Below are 20,036 nucleotides of genomic sequence, written 5' to 3' on the forward strand. Positions count from 1 at the left end.
CGCTGTAGGGCATGATCGCGGTCGCCCCGCGCTGATTGCGTAGATAGTCCACAAAGATGCGACCCTTGCGGCGCGCCTTTGACAACACGGCCGTGAAATGGGCCGGATCGCTCCGGGCGACCGCCTGCGCCAGGCGAGACGCGAAGTCCTTCACCTCTGGCCACTCGGCGTCAGGGGTGAGCGGCGCGATGACGTGCACTCCTTTGCCTCCCGTCAGCATCGGGAAAGTCGTAAGTCCCAGCGATTTAAGGATAGCGCGGAACTGAAAGGCAGCGGCGCGGACGGCCTCAAAATCGAGGCCTTGATCAGGGTCGAGGTCGAACACGAGGCGGTCGGCCTTTTCGACATCCTCGATCCGAGCCCCCCATCCATGCAGCTCGATCGTTCCCATCTGGACGCAAGTCATCAGTCCGTCGGCATCGTCGACATAGAGATATGGTTCCTCGTGCCCGTCCTTCGCCGTGATGCCGACGTGGTGGACTTTGTCGCCAAAGCTGCCAGCGTCGTGTTTTTGGAAGAAGCACTTCTTCGCGCGGCCCTGTGGGCATCGAACCAGACTGATCGGCCGGCTGCCAACCCAAGGAAGCATGATCGCCGCGACCGCTGCGTAATGGTCGGCGAGCTGTCCCTTGGTGATGTTGGACTCCGGATAGATGACGCGGTCACGATTACTTATCGCGATGGCGGTCGTCGCAGACGCGGCGAGATCGGCTGCATGACGTTCCGTCTCGAGCACGACCGCCTCCGGCTTCTTGTCTTCGCGGAGACCAAGATAGCTCGGATGTCGTAACGTTCCTTCATTTGTCATTTCGGTGAAGGCAATCTCAGCGACCAGTTTCGGACGGAGCCAGTGTGCGCCGCGCACTTCGGCGCGTGGTGCGTCGACGCTGGCGGCCTTCTGCTCGAGCGGCGCCATGATCTTCAAGAGACGAAGAAGTTCAGCGGTATCGAAGCCGGTGCCGACTTTCCCGGCGTAACGCAGCTTGCCGCCATCATGAACGCCAAGGATCAAGGACCGAAACGCGCGGAGCTTGTCGGACGGCGTCCAGCCGACAATCACAAATTCTTGCCGCCTGATGCATTTGATCTTCAGCCAGCTTGAGCCGCGGGCCGCCACATAACTCGAATCCGCGAGCTTTGAGATGACGCCCTCAAGGCCGGCTGCGCAGAAGCGATCGAGCAGCTCTTCTCCGCGGCCGAGGATATGGTCGGAGTAACGAAGGACCGGATTTTTCGCAGGCAAGATCGCCTCCAGCTTTGCTTTGCGCTCAACAAGAGGAAGCCTTGTCAGATCTTCGCCGTCGAGCTGCAGCAGATCGAACGCGTAAAAGTCGATAGTCGCCGGGGCACCCTTCAATGCATTCTGAAGCGCCTGGAAGTTAGATCTTCCTTCCGCATCGACAACCACGGCCTCGCCGTCAATCAGGGCGGAGCGCACCTTGAGCTTGCGAGCCTCGGAGAGGATCGAGGGAAAACGCCTAGACCAGTCCAGACCAGATCGTGTGTAGGCTCGCGCCTCGCCACCGCCGACGGCAACGAGAATACGATAGCCGTCGTATTTCATCTCATGGATCCAACGATCGCCAGCAGGGACCGTGTCCACGAGCGTTGCGAGTTGGACCGGCCGGAAAGCGGGCGGCGCCAAAGTGACCTCGTCACGAGCGGGCGACTTCGCTTGACAAGCGTTCGACCCATTGATTGCCTTCCGCGACGTTGGCTTGACCACTCTGACCTAAACCATACTCAGAGGCGAAATAAGCGTTGTTCGCGTCCAACGCGCGACTCCTTCTTTAGTTTCGCTGCAGGCCGTATTGAGCTTTTCGCGATTATTGCCGACCCGCTTGATTAGCGCCTCGGCCTGACGCCGTACTTCCTGCCTCCGGCCCTTCCATCCTCCGATTTGCCCGCACAGCTCACTGGCAATAATCAAGAGCAGGAACGTGCCCTCAAATGCCGCCACAGCAATATCCGCTTTCTGCCATCGGCTTTAGAAACCCGACATTTGGGTTCCAGTCCACTAAACGGTCTGTCAGCTTTGCGCCTCAGTGTCGGCCGTTGAGGTCAGCTTTGCCACTGCCTGAAAGCAGGCATTGCCGACGACCACGCTGGAGGTAGCGGTTGCGCTTGGCGGGCGCAGTCTGCGGTATGTGGCGCTGCATGTGCGGTACGACAAATTGGTTGCCTGCGGCTGGGCCCTCCGGAGCGGATCGCGAGCCGGCGCCAAGCTCGGCGGACGAAACATACGAGGCGATGGAGAACTGGCTGGCGGCGGACGCGTCTTGTCCGGCAAAGTAACGTCCATGAAAGGCAAAGTCAGTTTGGCTCACCGGTGGTCAGCAAGACTGGCAGCTCAAGCCGGCGGCGATGCTGGCGCTCGCCGTGGATGAAGCCGAATGCCTTTGGCAACCTTTCAGAGCTCTTTGGCCCGTGCGCGTGAGACGTCGTTCCGGTCGACAATGGCCAAGCCCCCGAAGAGGACAACGAAAGCGACGATTGCGATCCAGCCGATGATCTGTCGTATCCGCTCCTGCCCCTCGGGCATTTGAAGCGCCTCGACCTTGGGCCACATCACGTTGATATACCCATCCGGCTCTGCGATTAGGCCTTGGTCCTCCGTGTCGATTTCGAGCATTACGCCTTTGATGGGGCCCTCCGTCATCACCATGACATGGGCAGGAGCTTCTCGTGCGATCACTTCCCCGTTGCGGCTCACCTGTGCCCAGCCCCAAAGGGCGATTTCCGGCCGTACCTTCGGCAGCTTGCCCGTGCCGATGCCAGTGTTGCCATGCATCTCGTGTTCATACGCTACGCCTGACCATGTCGTATACTTTCCCAGCGGGTGGCGCTGCATTGGCTTGTCAATGCTGACCGTATAGGCGACGTCGCCGGAGGTGAACCCGGCCGAGACTCGCAAACCATCCGTGTTCTGAACGTGCGACCAGCGGTTGCCCTTTTCCACGGTTTGGATTGCAATGGTGCCGTTCATAGGCACGGTGCTGTTCACTGCGTACGGATCGGCCCCGGTCACCCGCATGCCCTCGCCTGAAGCCCGTGCGGTTGCGATCAAACCGTCGGTGCCCCTCGATTGAGCGTGGGCAGGTTCGGCAGGGACACCCAGCAGGACGGCTAGCGTGCTGATCCCAGCCACGCCGATTACGCTTCGCTTCTTCATCAGCCAACCGCCGACCCACCAGCCGATAAGTGGCGAAACCAAACCGCCTGGAAACGACAGCCACCAAAGATCCCTGTAGCCGGAATAATGAGGCTGATCGAGCGGCAGGCCACGTGGGCCCAGATACATGCTGTAAGTGGTCCAGACGAAGGCGAGCATGATCGCGCCGATGGTCCAGCCCAGCCGGCCGGCACCGGCGTAAGCAGTCCAGACACAGACAAAAACGAAGCTGATCAAAAGGTGCTGGACGAAGAAGGTGACGCCTGGGAAGTCGCGCAATAGCACCGTCTGGGTCAAAACACCGTCCGCCGCAACGATGATCACAGCAGTAACGAGCCCGTAGACAACGAACCGCCGCGTCTCCCCACGGTCGGTCTCAGCAACAACATGGTTTCGCCGCCAAAGCCACAGCGCCATAAGATAACCACCTAGGATCGCTAAGAAGTGCACCGGCACGCCGGTAATCCACAGGTGATTGAAGTCGAGCCATTCGGGTTCCTGCGGCAGCCCCACGGGCGCAAGCCATTGATAGTAAATCTCCAGAATGAGCGTGTGGACCGCCGTCAGGACCAACCCTGGAATGATGCCAATGCCGAGAAAGGCCGTACCAAATAGAAAGACGGTTGCGATCAGGAAAGTCTTGGTTATCCAATAGGTCCAGTATGGGTCATTCTCCCAAAGCAGGCCGTGGGCGATGGAAGCATCGACGAATATAGCCGAAAGCGCCACAAGAATGCTGAACTTAATTGTGTCTTTTGCGAGCAAAAACATCTGCACGCTCCCGCATTGCGCGATATTAACGCCAGTTTTCCATGTAAGTTCCCTGTTGGGCTGGGCTGATAGGAACCTCTGCCCGTCCCTGGCGCCCTCTGACCGCTGTCGGGACGAACTTTCGCCGATCCGGCTTGGCGTTCGTCGGTGCCCGCCCACGCAACTGCTCAGTGATCAGGGACGAGTGTTCTCGGGCATTCCGCTCGCGACCTCGTTTCGAACGTTTGAATACGCCCATTCGAGCTTGATCTCGCCGAGCGCGGCGCTAGCCCTTCCGATCTTGGCTATTGCCAATGCGTATTTGACCAGGCCTACGCAGACGAACGCTTCAACTCTCAAAGTCACGACGCCGCAATGTTAGCATCACTCGTCGTAGCAATTTCTGAAATGCTCAGCTCGACGACCACCTGCTACAGTCAGCCTTGTTCGTCGCCCAGCGTTCACGAAGGGGACGCGCTAGCGAACCGCTCACCGCTTGGCGCTGTCGCTGTCCGCTTCGGCCCGCGCGAGGAACTGCTCGGTCGTGGAGGCAAGATGGGTTTTCAGCCAATCCGCCATCGCGACTTCCTCTCGCAGATTCTCTTCGCAAGCCCGAAGGACCTCGGTTTCGCCGAGCGATCGAGCAGCGGCGATAAGGATCGTGTAGGAGGCGATTTTCATGTGCTCGAACGTGTAGCTCGCCAGCGATCCTTTCATCACCTCGTCTCCGGCGAAGACGCCGCTCAGCGATTGCGCCATCGCCGTCAGCTTGCCGCCAGCGTCCTTCATCGTGGATGAACCCTCGTCCATCTGATCGAGACAGGTCTTCAGCCGGGAAGCCTGCTGCTTCGTTTCGTCGAGGTGCTGTCGGATTCGGTCGCTCAGTTCGGGATAATTCTCGATACGGCTCAACTGCCCGTTCAACATCGTTTCTGCCTGCTCTTCCATGGCATGAGCATCTCTAAGCCATTGGACAAAGATTCCCGGCTTTCTGACATTTCGAATCTCCTTTGCTACTTAAGGAAAAACTTTCGGAAGAAGACATTGTTCCGGAGCAAAGCCCGCCGAACGGCCCTTGACAGTCCCAGAGGATCAGCGACGTAGCGGCCCTCAATTCACCTCGCGAAATTCTGCAGCGATGCGTGGGAAAGGCCAAGATCGCGGAAGATCGGCGCAAGGAAAACGGGCCATGGACACGAGCCGCGCCGATCAATCACACGTGCTCGCCACTGCGCGTTCCATTACAAAGCCCAACTGGCACTGGCCCGCTTCCTCGCCTCGACGAGGCGCTGATCGCGGCCGCTGGCGCTCCGCATTGAGCCTCGTGCCTCACCGCACCATCACGATCGCAAGAACGCGACGGCCTCTCCGCTCGTTGATTGCTTTTCGAATCGAGCCGCCGTCATGCCCTCCACATCGATACGCAAAACGGAATACGATCCCGACAGAAGAATCCTCTCGGTCTGGTTCGTGGCCAGCGGTAAGCGGTACGAGTTTGAGGGGGTACCGCCGGAAACCTTTGCCGCGTTCCGGGCGGCGTTCGCCAAGAGCCGCTATTTCAACGACCATATCCGCAACTGTTTCCGCTACCATCTAGTTGCGAGCGATAGCGACCCGGGATGACCTGACCTGCCGGCGGCTCAATCGTCCTGTCGCTCCAACCGGCGGTTGGTGGACGCGTTGCCGCTGTGGCGCTTAGGGTTGGTTACGGTCCGCGCTCACTTGGCAAGCCACCCCCCCGCATCCCCCCGCCTGGTGCAAAGCGTTTGATCGGTCCCGCCGTTCTGGCAGTGCGGCGGGACTTTTTTGCGGTCCAGGTGGAGCATCGGCGCGCGGGGAAGGCGCGGTGCACGCAGCACCCTTTTCTCATCCAACGTACGTCGGTGGCGCGCTGAAGGGGCTCAATGACGGTCTGCCGCCGGAACTCAACTAGCTGGACTATTGCTCGACCGGAAGCGGCTCGTGCTGCGGCTCAGCGTGGTGGAAGACCTGTCCAAGATCGCGCGCGTCGAACGTTTGGCCGCAGACTGGGCAGTAGACCAAGTGCTTCGACTCGTCCTCTACCGGCCCGTCATGCGGCCTGCCCTCATAGCCTGTCGCGATGTTGTCGGTTCTAATCCGGGGCAACGACAGTGCCTTTCGTCGTTTTGGCGGCCGATATTTCTCCATTAGCCGGACCTTGTCACGGTCGACCGTGACCAGCGGCCCGAGGTCGATCGTCACGGTGTCCTCGTCGATGCGCGTGACCTCGCCTTTTAGGTCGATCTGCTGGCCTCGGTTCACCTTGGCGTGGTCGATGATGGAATGTGGGAAGTCGTAACCTGGGATAGAGACGCTTACGCGGTCCTCTGTTATCCGCCTTCGAACCGTGGCAGTAATCGCCACCTGGTCACCAATGCCTATTCCCCGAGCCATGGGTTGAGTCTGGAGCGGACTGGGTGATGTTCAAGGTATTTCTAATATACGGCACAGGAGGGCTCAATCAACGGCTCGCGGGAACCCGCTAACTCCGAATTCCCGTCGCGTCAAAATGGCATAAAAGCGATGGAGGACTGCACGATGGACCCGCAAAAACACTTTCGAGATGTGCTGTCTTCTGATCGGGTCGTAAGCTGAGTTCGAAGCTATTGGACATGGTGTCAACAGCCTGAGGGTCGCCAAGGCCAGAGCGGCCGGCCGGCGCCCATCATTATGCGCGCGATCGCGATCTGCGCCTCGACCTTTGTGCCGGGCAGGTGGCCGCGTCAGCTGCGGGCACATTAAGCGCTTCTACAACCCTCTCGAACTCCGAGAAGAGATCGGGAACATCACCATAGATCGGGTGCGGGCAAAGGTCCGTTGCGAAAAATGCGGCCGCAAGGCCTCGATGACAGCGGAACGTTCCATCCTGCCGGGCAGGAATGGAGACCATCCGTTTTCGGACCCTGGTCGAGATCAGGTGGGAGCGGCGTGTGGTCTGGGTGGGCGAGCCGCGACCCGGTTTCCCCGCTATCGATAGCGTTTCATCGATATTTCCCGGCCGGTTTTGACTTTTAGACGCTCCCGGCGCAACTTGGCTCTTTCCAACTCTGCCGGCCGACGCTTGGGTTGCCCGCCTCGCTTCCCGAAGCCGCTCCAGTTTCTCGTCAGAAGACTGAATGGTGGAGCCGGCAGTATCGGCGCGCTTACGCGGCCCTCTGTGACCCTACGCCGAACTATAGCGGCTATTGCAACCTCATCATCCTCGATGCTGATGCGCGCCATGGAATGAGCGTGGGCGGGCTGCCTGCAGTCAGAGATTGCTACGCCCCATCCTAAGGCTGACCTTCGACCAGAGTTACAAAAGTTGAGCTTCTTCGGGGAACACTCTTTCTGTCTGCCTGTTGGATTTACAGCGCACCCCGCGCATTCAGACAGGAGAAAGAAGATGAAACGCATCCTTTTGGCTTCGACCGTGCTGGCGGTGTCGGCCGGGCTTTCCTTCGCCCAGACGACGAGCGGAACCTCAACGAGCGGAACCTCGACCACGACAACCATGCCCAGCACGACGGATCAGGGCACCGGCGCGACGAGCAGCGGCACCAACATGTCCGGCGATCAGGGCACCGACACGACCACCACCAGCGGCACCACAAATCCGAACTCGGCCAGAGACTGCGCGCCCGGCCAGCAGACTGGCGGCGCTCAGCAGGCGGCGCCAGGTCAGCAGGACACGGCATCCAAGACCGCCGCGCCGGGCCAGGTGAAAAAGACCGACGAAGGTTGCTGATTGGCACATCGGCTCGGGTTTGGAATCACCAAGGTGGGGCTGGCTGGTCTCCCCCGACCACCGGCTAAAATCAACTCCGCTGGCGAGCAAGTTGCCGCCAGCCGAGCATCAGTTGAGGAATCTCTGCGCGTGAACGATCCGCCGGCCGGAACTCCGATCGTAACCGCGCCGATAGGAGATAATAGGTGTAGAATGCCTTTCTCGGGATGGATGCGCCGACGGCACGGATCCAGCCACCGCCGAGCATTTTGACGCCAGCGTCGCTTGCCACCCCTCTGCGTCGGGCCCGTCGACCACACCGCCCGCGAGCTTCTGCAGAGCCTGCTTCTCGGCAAAGCGGTCGGTTCGTTCCGTCCATCGGAACGAGCACGAGCGCACTTTCCTGACGTTCTTGTGAACGCCGCAATGATCGCGGTTCGGAATTCAATCAATCTTGGGGGACTCATGCGGCGGATTTCATTCGTGATCGTCGCGCAGCCGTACCAGGAGTGCCGCCCGCAGGCCCGCTGCGTCTCTTCCGGCGATCCGATCGCCCTGTCGCGAGCGGCTCAGGTGCTCTTCAGGGTCCCGTTCATCCCTTCCGGATAGAAGCCGCCCTTGCTCACTCCGTCCTTGTCGGTGAGATAGACGATCCGCAGCACTTCTTTCGGCGTCCTGGTGAACGCGATCGCGTCGGGCGTCGAGGGAACGAAATTGGCCTTGCCATTCACCTGGATGCCCTGGTCCTTGTCTTGCGGCCCGTCGATCTTGTCTCGTGCATCGGAGACGGCGTTGGCGGCCTTCCAGGCTTTCTCTCCCTTCCGGTACAGTGTGGAACGCGCCATTCCCATGTGGTAGGCCTCGACCGCCAATATGCCGGCGGCGGCGGCGAGAAACTCCTTGTTCTTCAGAACCGTCGCGGCACCGGCATAGGCGGTGACGCCGACATCCTCGAACAGCATGCCGCCGAGAACGAAGTTCGTTTCGTTGCCGAAGGGGTCGAAGTCCCGCCCGAGGCCCGCTGCCTCCGCAACCGCCTTGAACCCCGCATCGAAATCGATGGCCGGCCTGTCGACAGCGTTCTTTGCAAGCGTCTTGCGGTAGAACCGGACATGCGCGAGTTCGTTTTCAGCAACCTCCTGCATGAATTCGCCGATGGCGGGTGTCTCGAAGGACACTTTCTTTCCGCCGACGACATCGCCGGGTTTCGAACCGGCATCGGCGGCGTCGATGCCTTTCCCGGTGGTGCCGCGAAGGTAGTATTCGGCCTCCATGTATTCCAGGTTGAGCGCAAAACGGAAGATGTCTTCGTCCTGCACTTCCTCCTTGGCATAGGCGCGCGAAACCGGCGCCAGGCCGGTCGCGGCGGCGACTCCCAGCCCAAATTGCAATGCGCCGCGGCGGGAAACGCAAAGTGAAGGGATGGCACGTATCATGGCTTCCTCCCAAAAGCCCGCCGGCATCATCTGTTGGCGTCCGATCGCGGGCCACGCGCCCAACTCCGCCACAGGCGAAATGTTCCTGTAAAGGTCGGACTTTGCAGGGGTCGTGCTCCCGGATCAATGGCTTTTGGGCAGCCGTAACGTCGGAGTTGGCATCGACTATTTGTGACCAAGCCTAGAGTCTGGACATTGAGGTGACACATTATGAGCTGGATAGGCTACGCCCGCGTCAGCACGGTCGACCAAGAACTCGAAACGCAAGTCGGCAAGCTAAGGGCCGGAGGGAAACGAGCGGGCCGTGATAACCCAGGACAGCAAGGATGGCCGGAGGGGCTTCACGCCGGAAAGGAAAATTCCTGTCGACTATGAGACGAGTGGGCCATCGAGAGAAGTTGGTATTCTGGTCGATCCATCCGGGCCTTGCGATTTCTCGCTTTTGCTGCGTCTATTTATGAACCGGTCTGGTCTCTTCGTCGGATCAAACACGCTGGGAAGTCACAAATGGAGTATATGCACATGGCAACTGGAACCGTGAAGTGGTTCAACAGCACTAAAGGGTTTGGGTTTATCCAGCCCGACGATGGCGGTCAGGACGTTTTTGTTCACATCTCCGCCGTCGAGCGCGCTGGTTTGTCGAACCTCGTTGAGGGCCAAAAGATCAACTATGACATCGAGCAGGACCGACGTACCGGCAAGTCTTCTGCTGGCAATCTCCGCAAAGCAGGTTGATTTCTCTGGCGCGCCGTGGCGAAAGCCGCAGGAGCGCGGCAAGTCACGAATGCACTGACCGCGGTGTAAAAAAGCGCGCGAAGCTTGGTATGATGGAGAGACCTGGGCCGCAGATTGCGTGTGAAACAGGTTGTCAACCAACGGAAGGCGGGAAGTCCCCCGCGTTTTTCGCGTTTGCGTCCTCTAGCGTAGGATGGTCGGCGACGTGGTGTTGCCCCGTGGAGCACTTTGGCTTGTTGTATCGTAAAGCAATGTCATTGAAGATAGCCTGAGTTGGCCCACATGGACATCGCGTCGGATTTTTCTTCCCCCTTTGGAGGTTTAAGCTGCCTTCATACTTGGCCAGGCTCAACAGTCCGGCCTTTTTCTTTTTGTGCGGGCTGCGGTACATTGGTTATGATGCGCATTGGCACTGGGCCGCTCGACAAGCATTATGACCAGTCAGGATCATCAAATGGCAAATCCTCCACGCCGACCCACAAATCCGATGTCAGCCGCTGAAGCCGCCTTCAAGCCGATCAAAAAGCCGGCGGCGCCGGTTCGCGAACCGTCGGCTGCTCCAAGTATCAGAGAGCTTGTTTCGATCAGGATCGATAGGGCGGTGCTGGACCACTTCCAGGAAGATGGACCGGGCTGGCAGGATCGGATCAACGACACCTTGCGGCGCGCTATCTCCAAAGAACCGACCAATGCCGATGACAAACGATCAGACGACTACTGATCGGCTGATCGGCACGGCGCTGATAGCGGCGACGCAGATGGAGTTGAACGGAAGCATAAGCGTAAGCGATTGCGCACCATTTGGACAACCGACAACGCGCATCCTGGAATTTTTTCATCGAGCCGCGGCCGAACCCCTCTATGCTCCGGGCGGAGACCCGAATGGCATTTCGATTCGTACACACGGCCGACATTCACCTCGACTCGCCGCTACGTTCGCTGGCGCTGCGAAACCCTGATCTTGCCGAACTTGTGGGGGACGCCAGTCGCCAGGCATTTGTCTCGATAATAGACCTCTGCCTTGCGGAACGTGTCGATGCGCTCGTCATTGCCGGCGATCTTTATGATGGCGACCAGACGTCGATGAAAACCGCCCGTTTCCTGGCGTCGCAAATGACACGCCTCCACCAGGCCGGCATCAGGGTTTTTAAGATCCGCGGAAACCACGACGCCTTATCGCGCATATCGAAACAGCTCGTTTTTCCGGACACGGTCACAATCTTCGGCGGCCGCCCCCAGTCGGTGCTGCAAACGGCCGGCGGGCTTGACGTCGCATTCCATGGATTGAGCTTCGCGAACCCAAAGGCCCCGCAAAGCCTGCTGCCCAAGTATCCGGCGGCCCGGGAAGGGGCGGTCAATGTGGGCATCATGCACACCAGCCTCGCTGGATCGCCCGGTCACGATGTCTATGCCCCTTGCAGCATCGCTGACCTGCACGGCCATGGTTTTGACTATTGGGCGCTTGGGCACATCCACGTGCGCCAAGTCCATCCTGGAGCAAGCACCGTTGTGATGACGGGAATGCCGCAGGGCAGGGACATCAACGAGGCCGGAGAGAAATCCGTCACTCTGGTCACGATACGAGATGACCGCTCCGTCGAGATCGAGGAAAAACTGACCAGTATCGCGCAGTTCGAGCGGGCGCGCGTCGATCTGACCGGGACGGTCGAATGGTCTGAGGTCGTCGGCCGTGTCAGTTCCGCGCTCGAAGGTATCCGGGGTTCCGTCAGATCCCGCCACGTTGTGGTCCGTCTCGGACTGGCCGGGGCGTCGCCGTTCTCATGGGCGCTGATCCGCGACAGGGACCTGCTGCTGGCCGAAGCCGAGCAGGCGGCGGAGCAGACGGGCGACACATGGGTCGAAAAACTTGAGCTTGACCTGGCTCCACAGATCGCGGAAACAGCCGATGACGTCGCCGATCCGATTTTCGAACTCGCGCAATCCATGCGTGCCGATGTCAAGTCAGAGGCCTTCCGCGCCGAGGCGAGGGCGCTTGTCCAAAAGATGATTGCCGATCTGCCGCCGGACGGGCGCGACTTCGCCGGACGGGACGAAGCTGGGCTGGAACTGTTCATCGACAAGGTGCTTGCCAGCGGTGCCGACCTGGTCACGGCCCGCCTCAAGGCAGGTGGAGCGCAATGAGGCTCCGGCGCCTTGATCTTATTCGTTATGGAAAGTTCACCGACGGGACGATCGAATTCGGCCCAAGGCCGGAGTCCGGTCCCGACTTCCACATTGTGTTCGGGCTGAACGAAGCCGGCAAGTCGACCGCACTTTCCGGTTATCTGGACCTGCTGTTCGGTATCGAGGAACGCAGCCGCTACAATTTCCTGCACGAGTACAGCGCGATGCGTATCGGCGGGGTGCTCGAACTCGCCGGCACTGAGCACACATTCACGCGCACGAAGCAGCGCACCAACTCGCTGCTGAACGCAATGGAGCAACCGGTGAGCGAAGTGGCGATAGCGGCCCCTCTCGCAGGTCTGTCGCGTGACGCATATGAGACCATGTTTTCGCTGGACGACGAGACGCTGGAAGCAGGCGGAAAATCAATCCTGGAGTCGCGTGGCGACCTGGGCAAGCTCCTGTTCACGGCCAGCGCCGGTCTCGGGCATGCGAGCGACACGTTGAGCGCGCTAGAGACCGAAGCGGACGGGCTCTATCGCAAGCAGGCTCACGGAACCGAACTTGCGCTGCTCAAGAAGCGCCTCGCGGAACTCAAGTCACGCAGGGACGCGATCGACACCTTGGCTTCGACTTTTGAGAGCCTTGAGGCCGAACGTCTTGACGCGGCGGAAAAATACGACCGCAGTATTGCTGAACGATCGTTGCTGTCGGGTCGGCTTGACACCATTGCCAGGTATCTTCGCGCTATCCCGATCCTCGCCGAGATCCGACGCAAGGGGGCCCAGCTTGCCGAGCTGCCTGACATCGCTTCACCACTACGGACCTGGACAGGCACCGTCACCGGATTGATCGATGACGACGCCAGCCTGAGAACGCGGCTGTCAGGGAACATCGACGACGCCGAGCGCGTGACAATGAAAATCTGCTCGGTCGAGGTGGACGAGGCGATCCTGGCAATGTCTGAGCGGGTTCGGGCGCTCGCGGATCGCAAAGTGCGCCATGTCTCCGCAGGCCTGGACCTGCCAAGCCGCAGGACCGAGCTGCAGATACTCGACAGCGCCGTGGCGACTTGCCTTGCCGGCCTTGGAAGATCGTCCGAAGCAGATCCGGCTGCGCTGCTTTTGCCTGCTGCCAGAGTCGGCGCTGTTCGCGCCATGCTCGAAGAGCGATCGGGAATCGCCACCGGCGTACGCGTTGCCCGCGACGAATGCGCGGCGGCGCTCGATGCACTTCAGGCGGCACGCGAGCGGGTTGGGCAAGAGAGGGGGGTGCCCGAACCTGCCAGGGCAAGGCTGGCCTCGGCCTTGTCGAAAGCGCGAGCCAGCGGGCACCTAAAAGACCTCAAGATGGCCCGCGAGGCGGAGGACGCGAGCACGGTTCGATGGGAGGCGGCAATCGCTCGACTGCATCCCTGGTCCGGAGACGCCGGGGCACTGGCCAGGGTGCCCGTCCCGAGTGTCAGGCAGGTTGGTGCATGGAAGGTGCGGGCAGCTGGGTTGGGAAAGGGCAGGGCTGTCCTTTGCGAACGTCTCGCCGAACACCAGGAGAGTCACGACCTGCTCTCGGCTCGCCTGGATGCGCTTCGTGCCTCGGTCGATGTACCCGATGATGAGGCGGCCTCCGCCATTCGCCGCGCCCGAGACGAGGCTTGGGCCAGGCATCGGGGCGAATTTACTGGCCAAACTGCTGACGATTTCGAGGCGCTATTGGCGCGTGACGACAGTGTTGGAGCGGTTCGGCTGGCCAACGCGCGAGAGCTCGCCGAGATCCGGAGAACGCTCCGCAGCCTCACCGAAACAACAGCCGCCATCACACGTATCCGCGACCAGCTTGCACAGATCGACCTGGACGATCAGGCTGTACTCTCAGAACTTCGCGCGGTGGCCAGCGAGCTGCTGGCAGATTGCGTGGAATTGTCGCCCGAGCGTCTGATCGAAACGATCGAGGATCGTACCTCTGCCCGCATTGATGCGCTCGCGGCCTGGAAGGAGGTCGAGCTGGCACGCAAGAAGGCCCGCCGCGCGCTCGACGAGGGAGAGCAGGTCCAGCTGGAGTTGATCGGGGCGTTGGCGAGGGTCGGCCTAGACTCGGAACCCGGCGACAGCCTGGAGACTGTCATGGCCGTGGCAGAACTGTTCCTCGACAGGCAGCTCAAGATCGATGCGGAGCGTGCCGAGGCGCTTAAGACCGTGGGCGCGAAAGAGGAGGATCTGGCCGCCAGACGACGGGCTTTGGACGTGGCAGAAAGGCGCGAGGAGGAATGGTTGGCAGGCATTACCGAAGCGCTTGCCGGCACCTGGCTTGAAAGCGGCATTTCGGCGCCCGGCGTCGGCAACGTGCTCGATCAATTGGCTGAGCTGTCGCAAAGCATTCAGGAGCGCGATGCCATGCGGCTCCGCATAGAGAAGATGGAGGCAGACCGAGACAACTTCATTGTCGAGGTCACCGCTGCCGCAGCTGAAGCGGGTGAGCCGGCGAACGACGACGAACCGGAGCAGTTGGCGATCCGGCTTGCTGAGCGCTTGGAGCGCGCCGATCGCGCCAGAGAGATGAAGGCAGACCTCATCAATGACCTGAAGCGCCTGCAGGACGCTCGTGACAGTCTCAATCTCGAGACAATGGCGCATGAGCGACGCAAAAGTGAGGTCCTGACCGCCTTTGGCGTCACCACGTTGTCGGAAGTCGTGGAACGCGACGAGTTGCTACGGGAAAGGGATCGCCTGCGCGCTGCCGTTGCCGAGCTTGAGGAGCAGCTGTCGGCAGAGCTCGCGGTCGAAGGGTTCGACCAGGCGCGTTCGATGCTGGATTCTGTCGAGGTCGATAGTCTCCTGGTCGAGAAAGCTGAAAGTGAGCAACGGCTTCGGGATCTCGATGAAGCGATACAACAGCAGCTTATTCGCCAGACCCGGGCGACCGACAAGCTGGACGCGATTGGCGGCGACAGCGCGGTTGCGCGGATAGATGCCGAGCGCCGCACCGTCGTGCTGGAAATCGAAGAAAAGGCAGTCCGCTACTTCGAGCTAAAACTAGGAGTTATGGCCGCAAGGAACGCTCTGCGCGTGTACCGCGAGCGCCATCGCTCCGGGATGATGAAGCGGGCATCTGACGCTTTCGCACTCATCACGCGCGGTCAGTATTCGGGGCTTGCGACCCAACCTGTGAAGGGCGGGGAAGTCCTCATCGCATTGCAGCGCGACGGGCAGTCCAAGGTCGCCGACGCACTATCAAAGGGTGCGCGTTTTCAGCTCTACCTGGCGCTGCGGCTTGCCGGATACTACGAGTTCGCCCAGGTTCGACCCTCGGTGCCGTTCATTGCCGACGACATCATGGAGACCTTCGACCATTTCCGGTCCGAGGAGGTTTTTAGGTTGTTTGGTGAGATGGCACGCGCTGGCCAGGTGATTTATCTGACGCATCACCAGCACCTGTGCGAGATCGCGAAGGCTGTTGTTCCCGGCGTTACAATTCACGAGCTCGGATAGTGCCTGGCATCGCGTGGGATGAGTTGAGGCCCGGCTGCAAACTCCACCGCAGCCGGCGAAGCTCCGACGATCGCGTGCCGGTAAAGAGGGAGTGCGGAGAAGCGGGCACCAGCGTCCCGTCAACGAGGCAAGAAGGGCCTTGATCTCTTCGCGCGTCGGTATGTCGACGCTGATCTTGAGCTTGCCTTTCTGTCGCTTTTCCGGCTAGCGCTCATTGCCTCTGCGCCGCGCGCCGCGGAGACCGTGACCGGATCGCGTGTAGCCAGGCCGCGTTCCTGTGCGTCTGAGCAAAGCGCCCCAAGCGAGCCGAGAGCCTTCCGGGCCATCGCGTGCAATCGGCCTTCGTTGCTTCATTGCGCAGCTTGTCCGCGAACTCGCGCGCCGCCGGCACCGTGATGTGGGAAAGCAGCGTCGTTCCGATGAATGGTTCAATGTGGAGTTTCAGGTGCCGTTTCCACTGGTCAATCGATGAACGCTCGAGGCCTTCATTTTTCGCCAGTCGCAATCCAGAACGCTGCGACACCCAGCTTCGCACGACATCATGGGAACGATATCGGCCCCCATGTATTAGAGATCCATGGACACTATGGAACCCCGGGGCCATGGGATAGCGGCCGATATTTTGACATCGGAAGTTGCCAATGCCAGGCAGCGCATCCACCGGACCGAGCTCGCGCTTCAACGCACTGAAGAAATGCTGGCCGAGAATCTCGCGCTGTGCAGCAGGCTACGAACTGCGGTCGAGGCCGCAGACCGCTTGGTGAAGAACGATCCCCGCAGCTTTGAAATACGTGGGGCGGGTTGATCTGGGCCGGCGTTTCGTTCGTCGCGACCTTCAGGCCACTGGCGCCACCACTCGCTCCAGAACTGTGCCCGCCAGATCGACGTCTGAGCTGCCGCTCGCGAACAGCCGGAACCAACGGCGACCACAAGCGGTTTGCAAATCGAAGGGACCGGAATAACAACTTTTGGATATGGAACTGGCGAGAGCCCGACAGCGGCTTAACCGGGCCGAACGCTCTCTCGAACGTGCAAACGACATGCTGGATGAAGGCTGCGGTCCGGCATCAATCTCGCGTTGTGCAGCAGGATCCGGGCTGCGCAACGACGCGTGGCCGAGGCGAGATCGCGGTTGGCGAAGATCGATCCTAGCAGCACGGACGCCGGCTGGAGAAACACCATCGTTCGGCAAAGTACGCGAGCGCCAATGGATCGTGAAGGTCATCCAGTAACCTGACGACCGAGAGGACAGCCCGCCGTTTCGAAAGGTACGGCGGGAAGGTCGCGACCGGAGAAGCGCAAGTGGGGAATCGAAGCCGACGATTAATGGGCTGAATGCCGCGACTGTTGCCGCTGGTATAGCCGCCCGGTTGAATGGGCTTCGGAGCTCACCGACCTTCCCAGTCGGCTCCGGGCACGCCGAGCCTGCTCAGCATCCGCGACGGCAAGTCCGGCTACGACGTGACAACGGCTGCGACCGCGTTCGCTACGTTCAACGTGCTGAGCTATCGCCGCACGCCCGATGAGGTGCTTGGTCGCTTCGACCGGCTTTGCGCCGATGCTTCTTCTGCCTGCCTGGTGGAGCTGAAACGGCGGCATCCCCTGCACGGCATCAACGCGGTCGATCTCGCCGAAACAATTCCCCTATATCGCTACGAGGCAGTGTTGGACCGTCTCGATGGGGAAGCACGATCAAGGCTTGACACCGTCAGCGCGTCACTTGCCGCCGGCGATCTCCCGCTGCGCGAGCAGTGCCGGCTGGTCACCGAGGAGACATGGCGTTTGAGCCGCTTGCCGGGACCGGCAATGCGTCACCGGCTTCGGCTCAATACCTTATCTGCCGACGAGTCTTTAGGACAGCCCCGGCAGCGGCGAGGTTGCGCGCGATTGCCTCGGACATCGCAGCCGGCGCAAGCGCCCGCTATGGTTCGGCGATCGGCTGTGCGGATTACTTCGCCGGCATCTCGGATATGAGCTTCTTTGGCGAGGCTACCGATCCGGTCTCAACGTCGTCGCCCGCAACACCCCGATGTGGCGCGACGGCATTCGCTGGCCGAAGTCAGGCGGGCTGGCCAACATTCCACCATCAATATCGGCCCCGTAGGGACGAGACTACCACCCCCCGCTCGAGCGGCTTCACATCGGCTATGCTTTCGATGTCTTGCCCGCAAGTCGTGAGCGATGTTTGTGCGCGCGGAAGGCGTACCTCGATACCTCGCCAGGAGCAAATCTGCAAGTCCGAGGTTGGATGCCAGATCAATCCCGAGGCATGCGGTCGCCGGCGAAGAGATCCTCAAGAACAGCTTCGCCAGCGCACCACAAAACCGGCGGCAGCGCTATGACGAAGTTTTGGGAGGCTCGTCCGTCTCCGGCAAACGATCGCGAATAGCTTCCTCGGTTTTGCTTGCCGTCTTCTTTACCACTTCGCCGACGCGGTCGACTAGCGTCTCGTCGCCGCTGGCGCCCTGGCGGTCAGCCTCTTCCTTTACGGTCTCATAGGCTTCGGCGGCGACCTGCTTGGCTTGCTCCATCCCCTTCTCGAGGACGACCTCGGCACTCTCACGGAGCTGGTCGCTGTAGCGGCCAAGTTGCTCGTCTTCCGTGGCGGTGTGGGGCAGCATCACACCGATGGCGGTGCCCACGGCGAGGCCGACAGCAGCCATTGCCAGAGGTTCGCGCTGGAACAAGTCCAGCGCAGACTCGCGCGCCTGTGCAGCCGCATCACTAACGCCTAAGGCGACTTGTCCGCCCGTGCTTCTCAACTTTTCTCTAGCCCCGCTCGCAAGGTCTGCAACAGCTTCGGTAGCACCGCCTGCTACCGAAGCCACCGAATCAGCGGCATCTGAGAGCATGGAGCCGCCTCCGGCAGCTTCGCTTTCGGCACCGTAGTACTCGCTGCTCGACTCCTGCCAGCCCTCGCCGAAGCTCTGCCGGTCGGAGAAATTGCGGGAGCCCCCAGATGGCCTGCCGCTCCGATACGCGCCTGGCGCTGACCTGTCTAGCGAAGTGCCTTTGCCGAGCATCAGCCACGCCAGGCCGGCGCCCACCAATGTAAGGGGCAGGGGATTGTCCCTGACCTGAGCCTTGAGGTTGCTGAGCATGGCGGCCCCCTCACCGGTGAACATCCCGGTGAATTCGTCGATCAGCTGACCCGGTGTCATCTTGCTGCGGATCGAGTCTGCGGTGTCCGTTATCTTGGCTCGGGCAATGTCGGCATCGCGTTCGAGTTCGGCTGAGGATTTGTCGATCATCTTATCTGGTCCTTGATCACGCGTGCGTCGCGCTTGAGTTGGTCTTGCGTGCGGTCGGGCGTCAGCTCCGAGGGAGCCATGCTTGCGGTGCCGGTGCGCAAGAGTATGACGCCCAGTACTGCCACCACGACGCCGACGAGCAGCGAGGACCATCCGGCTCCGAGCCCGGCGCTCGCCAAAGCAATTACCAGCGCCTGCAAGAGCACAATCAGGGCGGCGAGCAGGCAAATGGCGCCGCCCAGGACCTCAACTGCCCCAGCGCCGGCCTTGCTCGCTTTTTCCGAAATTTCAGCTCGCAACAGCCTGCTTTCGGTTTGAAGCAGCGTCGTGACCTGCTGTGCGAGATCCCCCACAAGTGTTGTCAGGCTGCGACTGTCCTGGTTGTCTGTCATGGGTTTCGCTCCAGGCTTGCATTGGCCCAGTCGTCGCCGGACTGATCGGATCGTAGCGGCGTCGGCTCTAGTGCCTCTGCCGATCGAGAGTTCGAACCCGTTTCGGATGCTTGGCCTGTTCCCGGCTGGACCGGTGTCCCGGTCGAGACAGATGGTGGCGAGCTCTTGATGAACCGTCCCAGCGCCAGGCCCGCCAATACGGAACCGGCGATCAGCGCCCCCGAGTTGTCGCGGCCGAACGACCGGATCTCACCAAGCACCTCGTCGAACGGTTTATCCTTCAAGGACGACGAAAGCCGCTCGAGCCCCCCTGCGGCGTCGAGGGCGAATTTCGAAGCGGTCCGTTGATCGCTGTTGGCAAGATGCTCGCTTGCCGCGCGCAATGCGCCGCTGAAAGCCTTCAGATTGGCGCTCACGTCGCGCTGCGTTCCCTCCGCCTTGTCGAACAACGCTTCCTTTGCTTCCGAGGCGTAATCGGCGGCTTTCCTAGTGATTTCGTCGCGAGCATCGTGGAGCGCCTCTGTCGCGGTCTGCTTTTCCAGTTGTAGTCTTTCCGAAAGCTGGCTTTTGGCTGCCTCGAAATCGGCCGTCTGACGGCCCTGGTCATCCTGGTCCTGCATGGTATCTCCTAGTGGAATCCGAGGAAGGAGAGGATCGCAAGCACGATGACGACAAGGCCGATGAGATAAATGACACTGTTCATGGCGCAATCTCCTCCACTGCCCACCGAACTTGCCTGCGCTTTCTGTGTTCCGTTCGAACAGCACTTTTTTGGTAAGCGCCGCCTAACTAGCCTGAACGGGTGCCTTATGCCCAAGGCAGTGAGCGTTAGAATGATATCAGCGACCGGACTCCGGTGCGACTTACAGGTAGACGGGTGCGGTCCGGATGGATGGCTTACGAAGCGAACTGCTTCCGGGGTTTCCGACGCAATGGCTAAGAAAGGCATGATGCCCGTAGCGGT

15 protein-coding genes are annotated in these 20,036 nt (G+C 60.7%); 7 read left to right on the top strand and 8 right to left on the bottom strand.

The genetic code is table 11. The features are described from left to right. From ligD to NKH16_RS33055, 3 genes are all read right to left on the bottom strand, one after another. A partial coding sequence (ligD, locus tag NKH16_RS33045) for a DNA ligase D (RefSeq protein ID WP_352903656.1) occupies window positions 1-1,564 on the bottom strand: 1,564 nt, incomplete at its 3' end. Between the two features lie 846 nt (window positions 1,565-2,410). Continuing rightward, on the bottom strand, window positions 2,411-3,943 hold the full coding sequence (locus NKH16_RS33050) for a hypothetical protein (protein ID WP_352903658.1): 1,533 nt from the start codon (window positions 3,941-3,943) through the stop codon (window positions 2,411-2,413). A gap of 468 nt (window positions 3,944-4,411) precedes the next feature. Then, window positions 4,412-4,870 carry a ferritin-like domain-containing protein gene (locus NKH16_RS33055; protein WP_352903659.1) on the bottom strand — a complete coding sequence of 153 codons (459 nt, stop codon included), beginning with the start codon at window positions 4,868-4,870 and terminating at the stop codon, window positions 4,412-4,414. Between the two features lie 456 nt (window positions 4,871-5,326). Here NKH16_RS33055 and NKH16_RS33060 point away from each other — a divergent pair, with 456 nt between their 5' ends. Then, complete coding sequence (locus tag NKH16_RS33060) at window positions 5,327-5,545, top strand: KTSC domain-containing protein (RefSeq protein WP_352903661.1); 219 nt, start codon at window positions 5,327-5,329, stop codon at window positions 5,543-5,545. Window positions 5,546-5,860: 315 nt separating this feature from the next. Here NKH16_RS33060 and NKH16_RS33065 read toward each other — a convergent pair whose 3' ends face one another. After that, window positions 5,861-6,337: a hypothetical protein gene (locus NKH16_RS33065; RefSeq protein ID WP_352903663.1), complete on the bottom strand. Its 477-nt coding sequence runs from the start codon at window positions 6,335-6,337 to the stop codon at window positions 5,861-5,863. A 991-nt stretch (window positions 6,338-7,328) separates the two neighbouring features. Between NKH16_RS33065 and NKH16_RS33070 the strand changes: the two genes are divergently transcribed. Next, window positions 7,329-7,670: a hypothetical protein gene (locus NKH16_RS33070; protein WP_352903665.1), complete on the top strand. Its 342-nt coding sequence runs from the start codon at window positions 7,329-7,331 to the stop codon at window positions 7,668-7,670. Between the two features lie 548 nt (window positions 7,671-8,218). On the opposite strand, the gene NKH16_RS33075 is transcribed toward NKH16_RS33070, so the two are convergent. Beyond that, window positions 8,219-9,085 carry a ferritin-like domain-containing protein gene (locus NKH16_RS33075; protein ID WP_352903667.1) on the bottom strand — a complete coding sequence of 289 codons (867 nt, stop codon included), beginning with the start codon at window positions 9,083-9,085 and terminating at the stop codon, window positions 8,219-8,221. Window positions 9,086-9,607: 522 nt separating this feature from the next. On the opposite strand from NKH16_RS33075, the gene NKH16_RS33080 reads away from it, so the two are divergent. The 5 genes from NKH16_RS33080 (at window position 9,608) to NKH16_RS33100 (ending at window position 17,403) form a co-directional block, all read left to right on the top strand. After that, entirely contained in the window at window positions 9,608-9,820 is a 213-nt protein-coding gene (locus NKH16_RS33080; RefSeq protein ID WP_031194806.1) for a cold-shock protein, read from the top strand. Between the two features lie 454 nt (window positions 9,821-10,274). Beyond that, complete coding sequence (locus NKH16_RS33085) at window positions 10,275-10,541, top strand: BrnA antitoxin family protein (RefSeq protein WP_352903673.1); 267 nt, start codon at window positions 10,275-10,277, stop codon at window positions 10,539-10,541. A gap of 161 nt (window positions 10,542-10,702) precedes the next feature. After that, complete coding sequence (locus tag NKH16_RS33090; protein WP_352903675.1) at window positions 10,703-11,962, top strand: metallophosphoesterase family protein; 1,260 nt, start codon at window positions 10,703-10,705, stop codon at window positions 11,960-11,962. After that, entirely contained in the window at window positions 11,959-15,429 is a 3,471-nt protein-coding gene (locus NKH16_RS33095; RefSeq protein WP_352903669.1) for an ATP-binding protein, read from the top strand. The genes NKH16_RS33090 and NKH16_RS33095 overlap by 4 nt, the downstream gene beginning before the upstream one ends. A 1,374-nt stretch (window positions 15,430-16,803) precedes the next feature. Further along, window positions 16,804-17,403, top strand: coding sequence for a zinc-binding metallopeptidase family protein (locus NKH16_RS33100; protein WP_352903671.1), 600 nt, complete (start codon window positions 16,804-16,806; stop codon window positions 17,401-17,403). Window positions 17,404-17,765: 362 nt separating this feature from the next. Here NKH16_RS33100 and NKH16_RS33105 read toward each other — a convergent pair whose 3' ends face one another. The 3 genes from NKH16_RS33105 to NKH16_RS33115 are packed head-to-tail and all read right to left on the bottom strand — an operon-like array spanning window position 17,766 to window position 19,692. Next, window positions 17,766-18,680 (bottom strand): hypothetical protein, encoded by a 915-nt coding sequence (locus NKH16_RS33105; protein WP_352450290.1) that lies wholly within the window; start codon window positions 18,678-18,680, stop codon window positions 17,766-17,768. Continuing rightward, complete coding sequence (locus tag NKH16_RS33110; RefSeq protein WP_352450289.1) at window positions 18,677-19,072, bottom strand: phage holin family protein; 396 nt, start codon at window positions 19,070-19,072, stop codon at window positions 18,677-18,679. The genes NKH16_RS33105 and NKH16_RS33110 overlap by 4 nt, the downstream gene beginning before the upstream one ends. Beyond that, window positions 19,069-19,692 carry a hypothetical protein gene (locus NKH16_RS33115; protein ID WP_352450288.1) on the bottom strand — a complete coding sequence of 208 codons (624 nt, stop codon included), beginning with the start codon at window positions 19,690-19,692 and terminating at the stop codon, window positions 19,069-19,071. The genes NKH16_RS33110 and NKH16_RS33115 overlap by 4 nt, the downstream gene beginning before the upstream one ends. Window positions 19,693-20,036: the final 344 nt, after the last annotated feature.

It is taken from the genome of Mesorhizobium sp. M1307 (assembly GCF_040318155.1).
GTDB lineage: Bacteria > Pseudomonadota > Alphaproteobacteria > Rhizobiales > Rhizobiaceae > Mesorhizobium.

What these genes read in the sequence shown, in the direction of transcription:
- NKH16_RS33115 (WP_352450288.1), bottom strand. Translation starts at nt 19,692, where the DNA reads ATGCAGGACCAGGATGACCAGGGCCGTCAGACGGCCGATTTCGAGGCA.
- NKH16_RS33080 (WP_031194806.1), top strand. Translation starts at nt 9,608, where the DNA reads ATGGCAACTGGAACCGTGAAGTGGTTCAACAGCACTAAAGGGTTTGGG.
- NKH16_RS33105 (WP_352450290.1), bottom strand. Translation starts at nt 18,680, where the DNA reads ATGATCGACAAATCCTCAGCCGAACTCGAACGCGATGCCGACATTGCC.
- NKH16_RS33060 (WP_352903661.1), top strand. Translation starts at nt 5,327, where the DNA reads ATGCCCTCCACATCGATACGCAAAACGGAATACGATCCCGACAGAAGA.
- NKH16_RS33055 (WP_352903659.1), bottom strand. Translation starts at nt 4,870, where the DNA reads ATGGAAGAGCAGGCAGAAACGATGTTGAACGGGCAGTTGAGCCGTATC.
- NKH16_RS33050 (WP_352903658.1), bottom strand. Translation starts at nt 3,943, where the DNA reads ATGTTTTTGCTCGCAAAAGACACAATTAAGTTCAGCATTCTTGTGGCG.
- NKH16_RS33075 (WP_352903667.1), bottom strand. Translation starts at nt 9,085, where the DNA reads ATGATACGTGCCATCCCTTCACTTTGCGTTTCCCGCCGCGGCGCATTG.
- NKH16_RS33100 (WP_352903671.1), top strand. Translation starts at nt 16,804, where the DNA reads ATGGGCTTCGGAGCTCACCGACCTTCCCAGTCGGCTCCGGGCACGCCG.
- NKH16_RS33085 (WP_352903673.1), top strand. Translation starts at nt 10,275, where the DNA reads ATGGCAAATCCTCCACGCCGACCCACAAATCCGATGTCAGCCGCTGAA.
- NKH16_RS33065 (WP_352903663.1), bottom strand. Translation starts at nt 6,337, where the DNA reads ATGGCTCGGGGAATAGGCATTGGTGACCAGGTGGCGATTACTGCCACG.
- NKH16_RS33070 (WP_352903665.1), top strand. Translation starts at nt 7,329, where the DNA reads ATGAAACGCATCCTTTTGGCTTCGACCGTGCTGGCGGTGTCGGCCGGG.
- NKH16_RS33090 (WP_352903675.1), top strand. Translation starts at nt 10,703, where the DNA reads ATGGCATTTCGATTCGTACACACGGCCGACATTCACCTCGACTCGCCG.
- NKH16_RS33095 (WP_352903669.1), top strand. Translation starts at nt 11,959, where the DNA reads ATGAGGCTCCGGCGCCTTGATCTTATTCGTTATGGAAAGTTCACCGAC.
- NKH16_RS33110 (WP_352450289.1), bottom strand. Translation starts at nt 19,072, where the DNA reads ATGACAGACAACCAGGACAGTCGCAGCCTGACAACACTTGTGGGGGAT.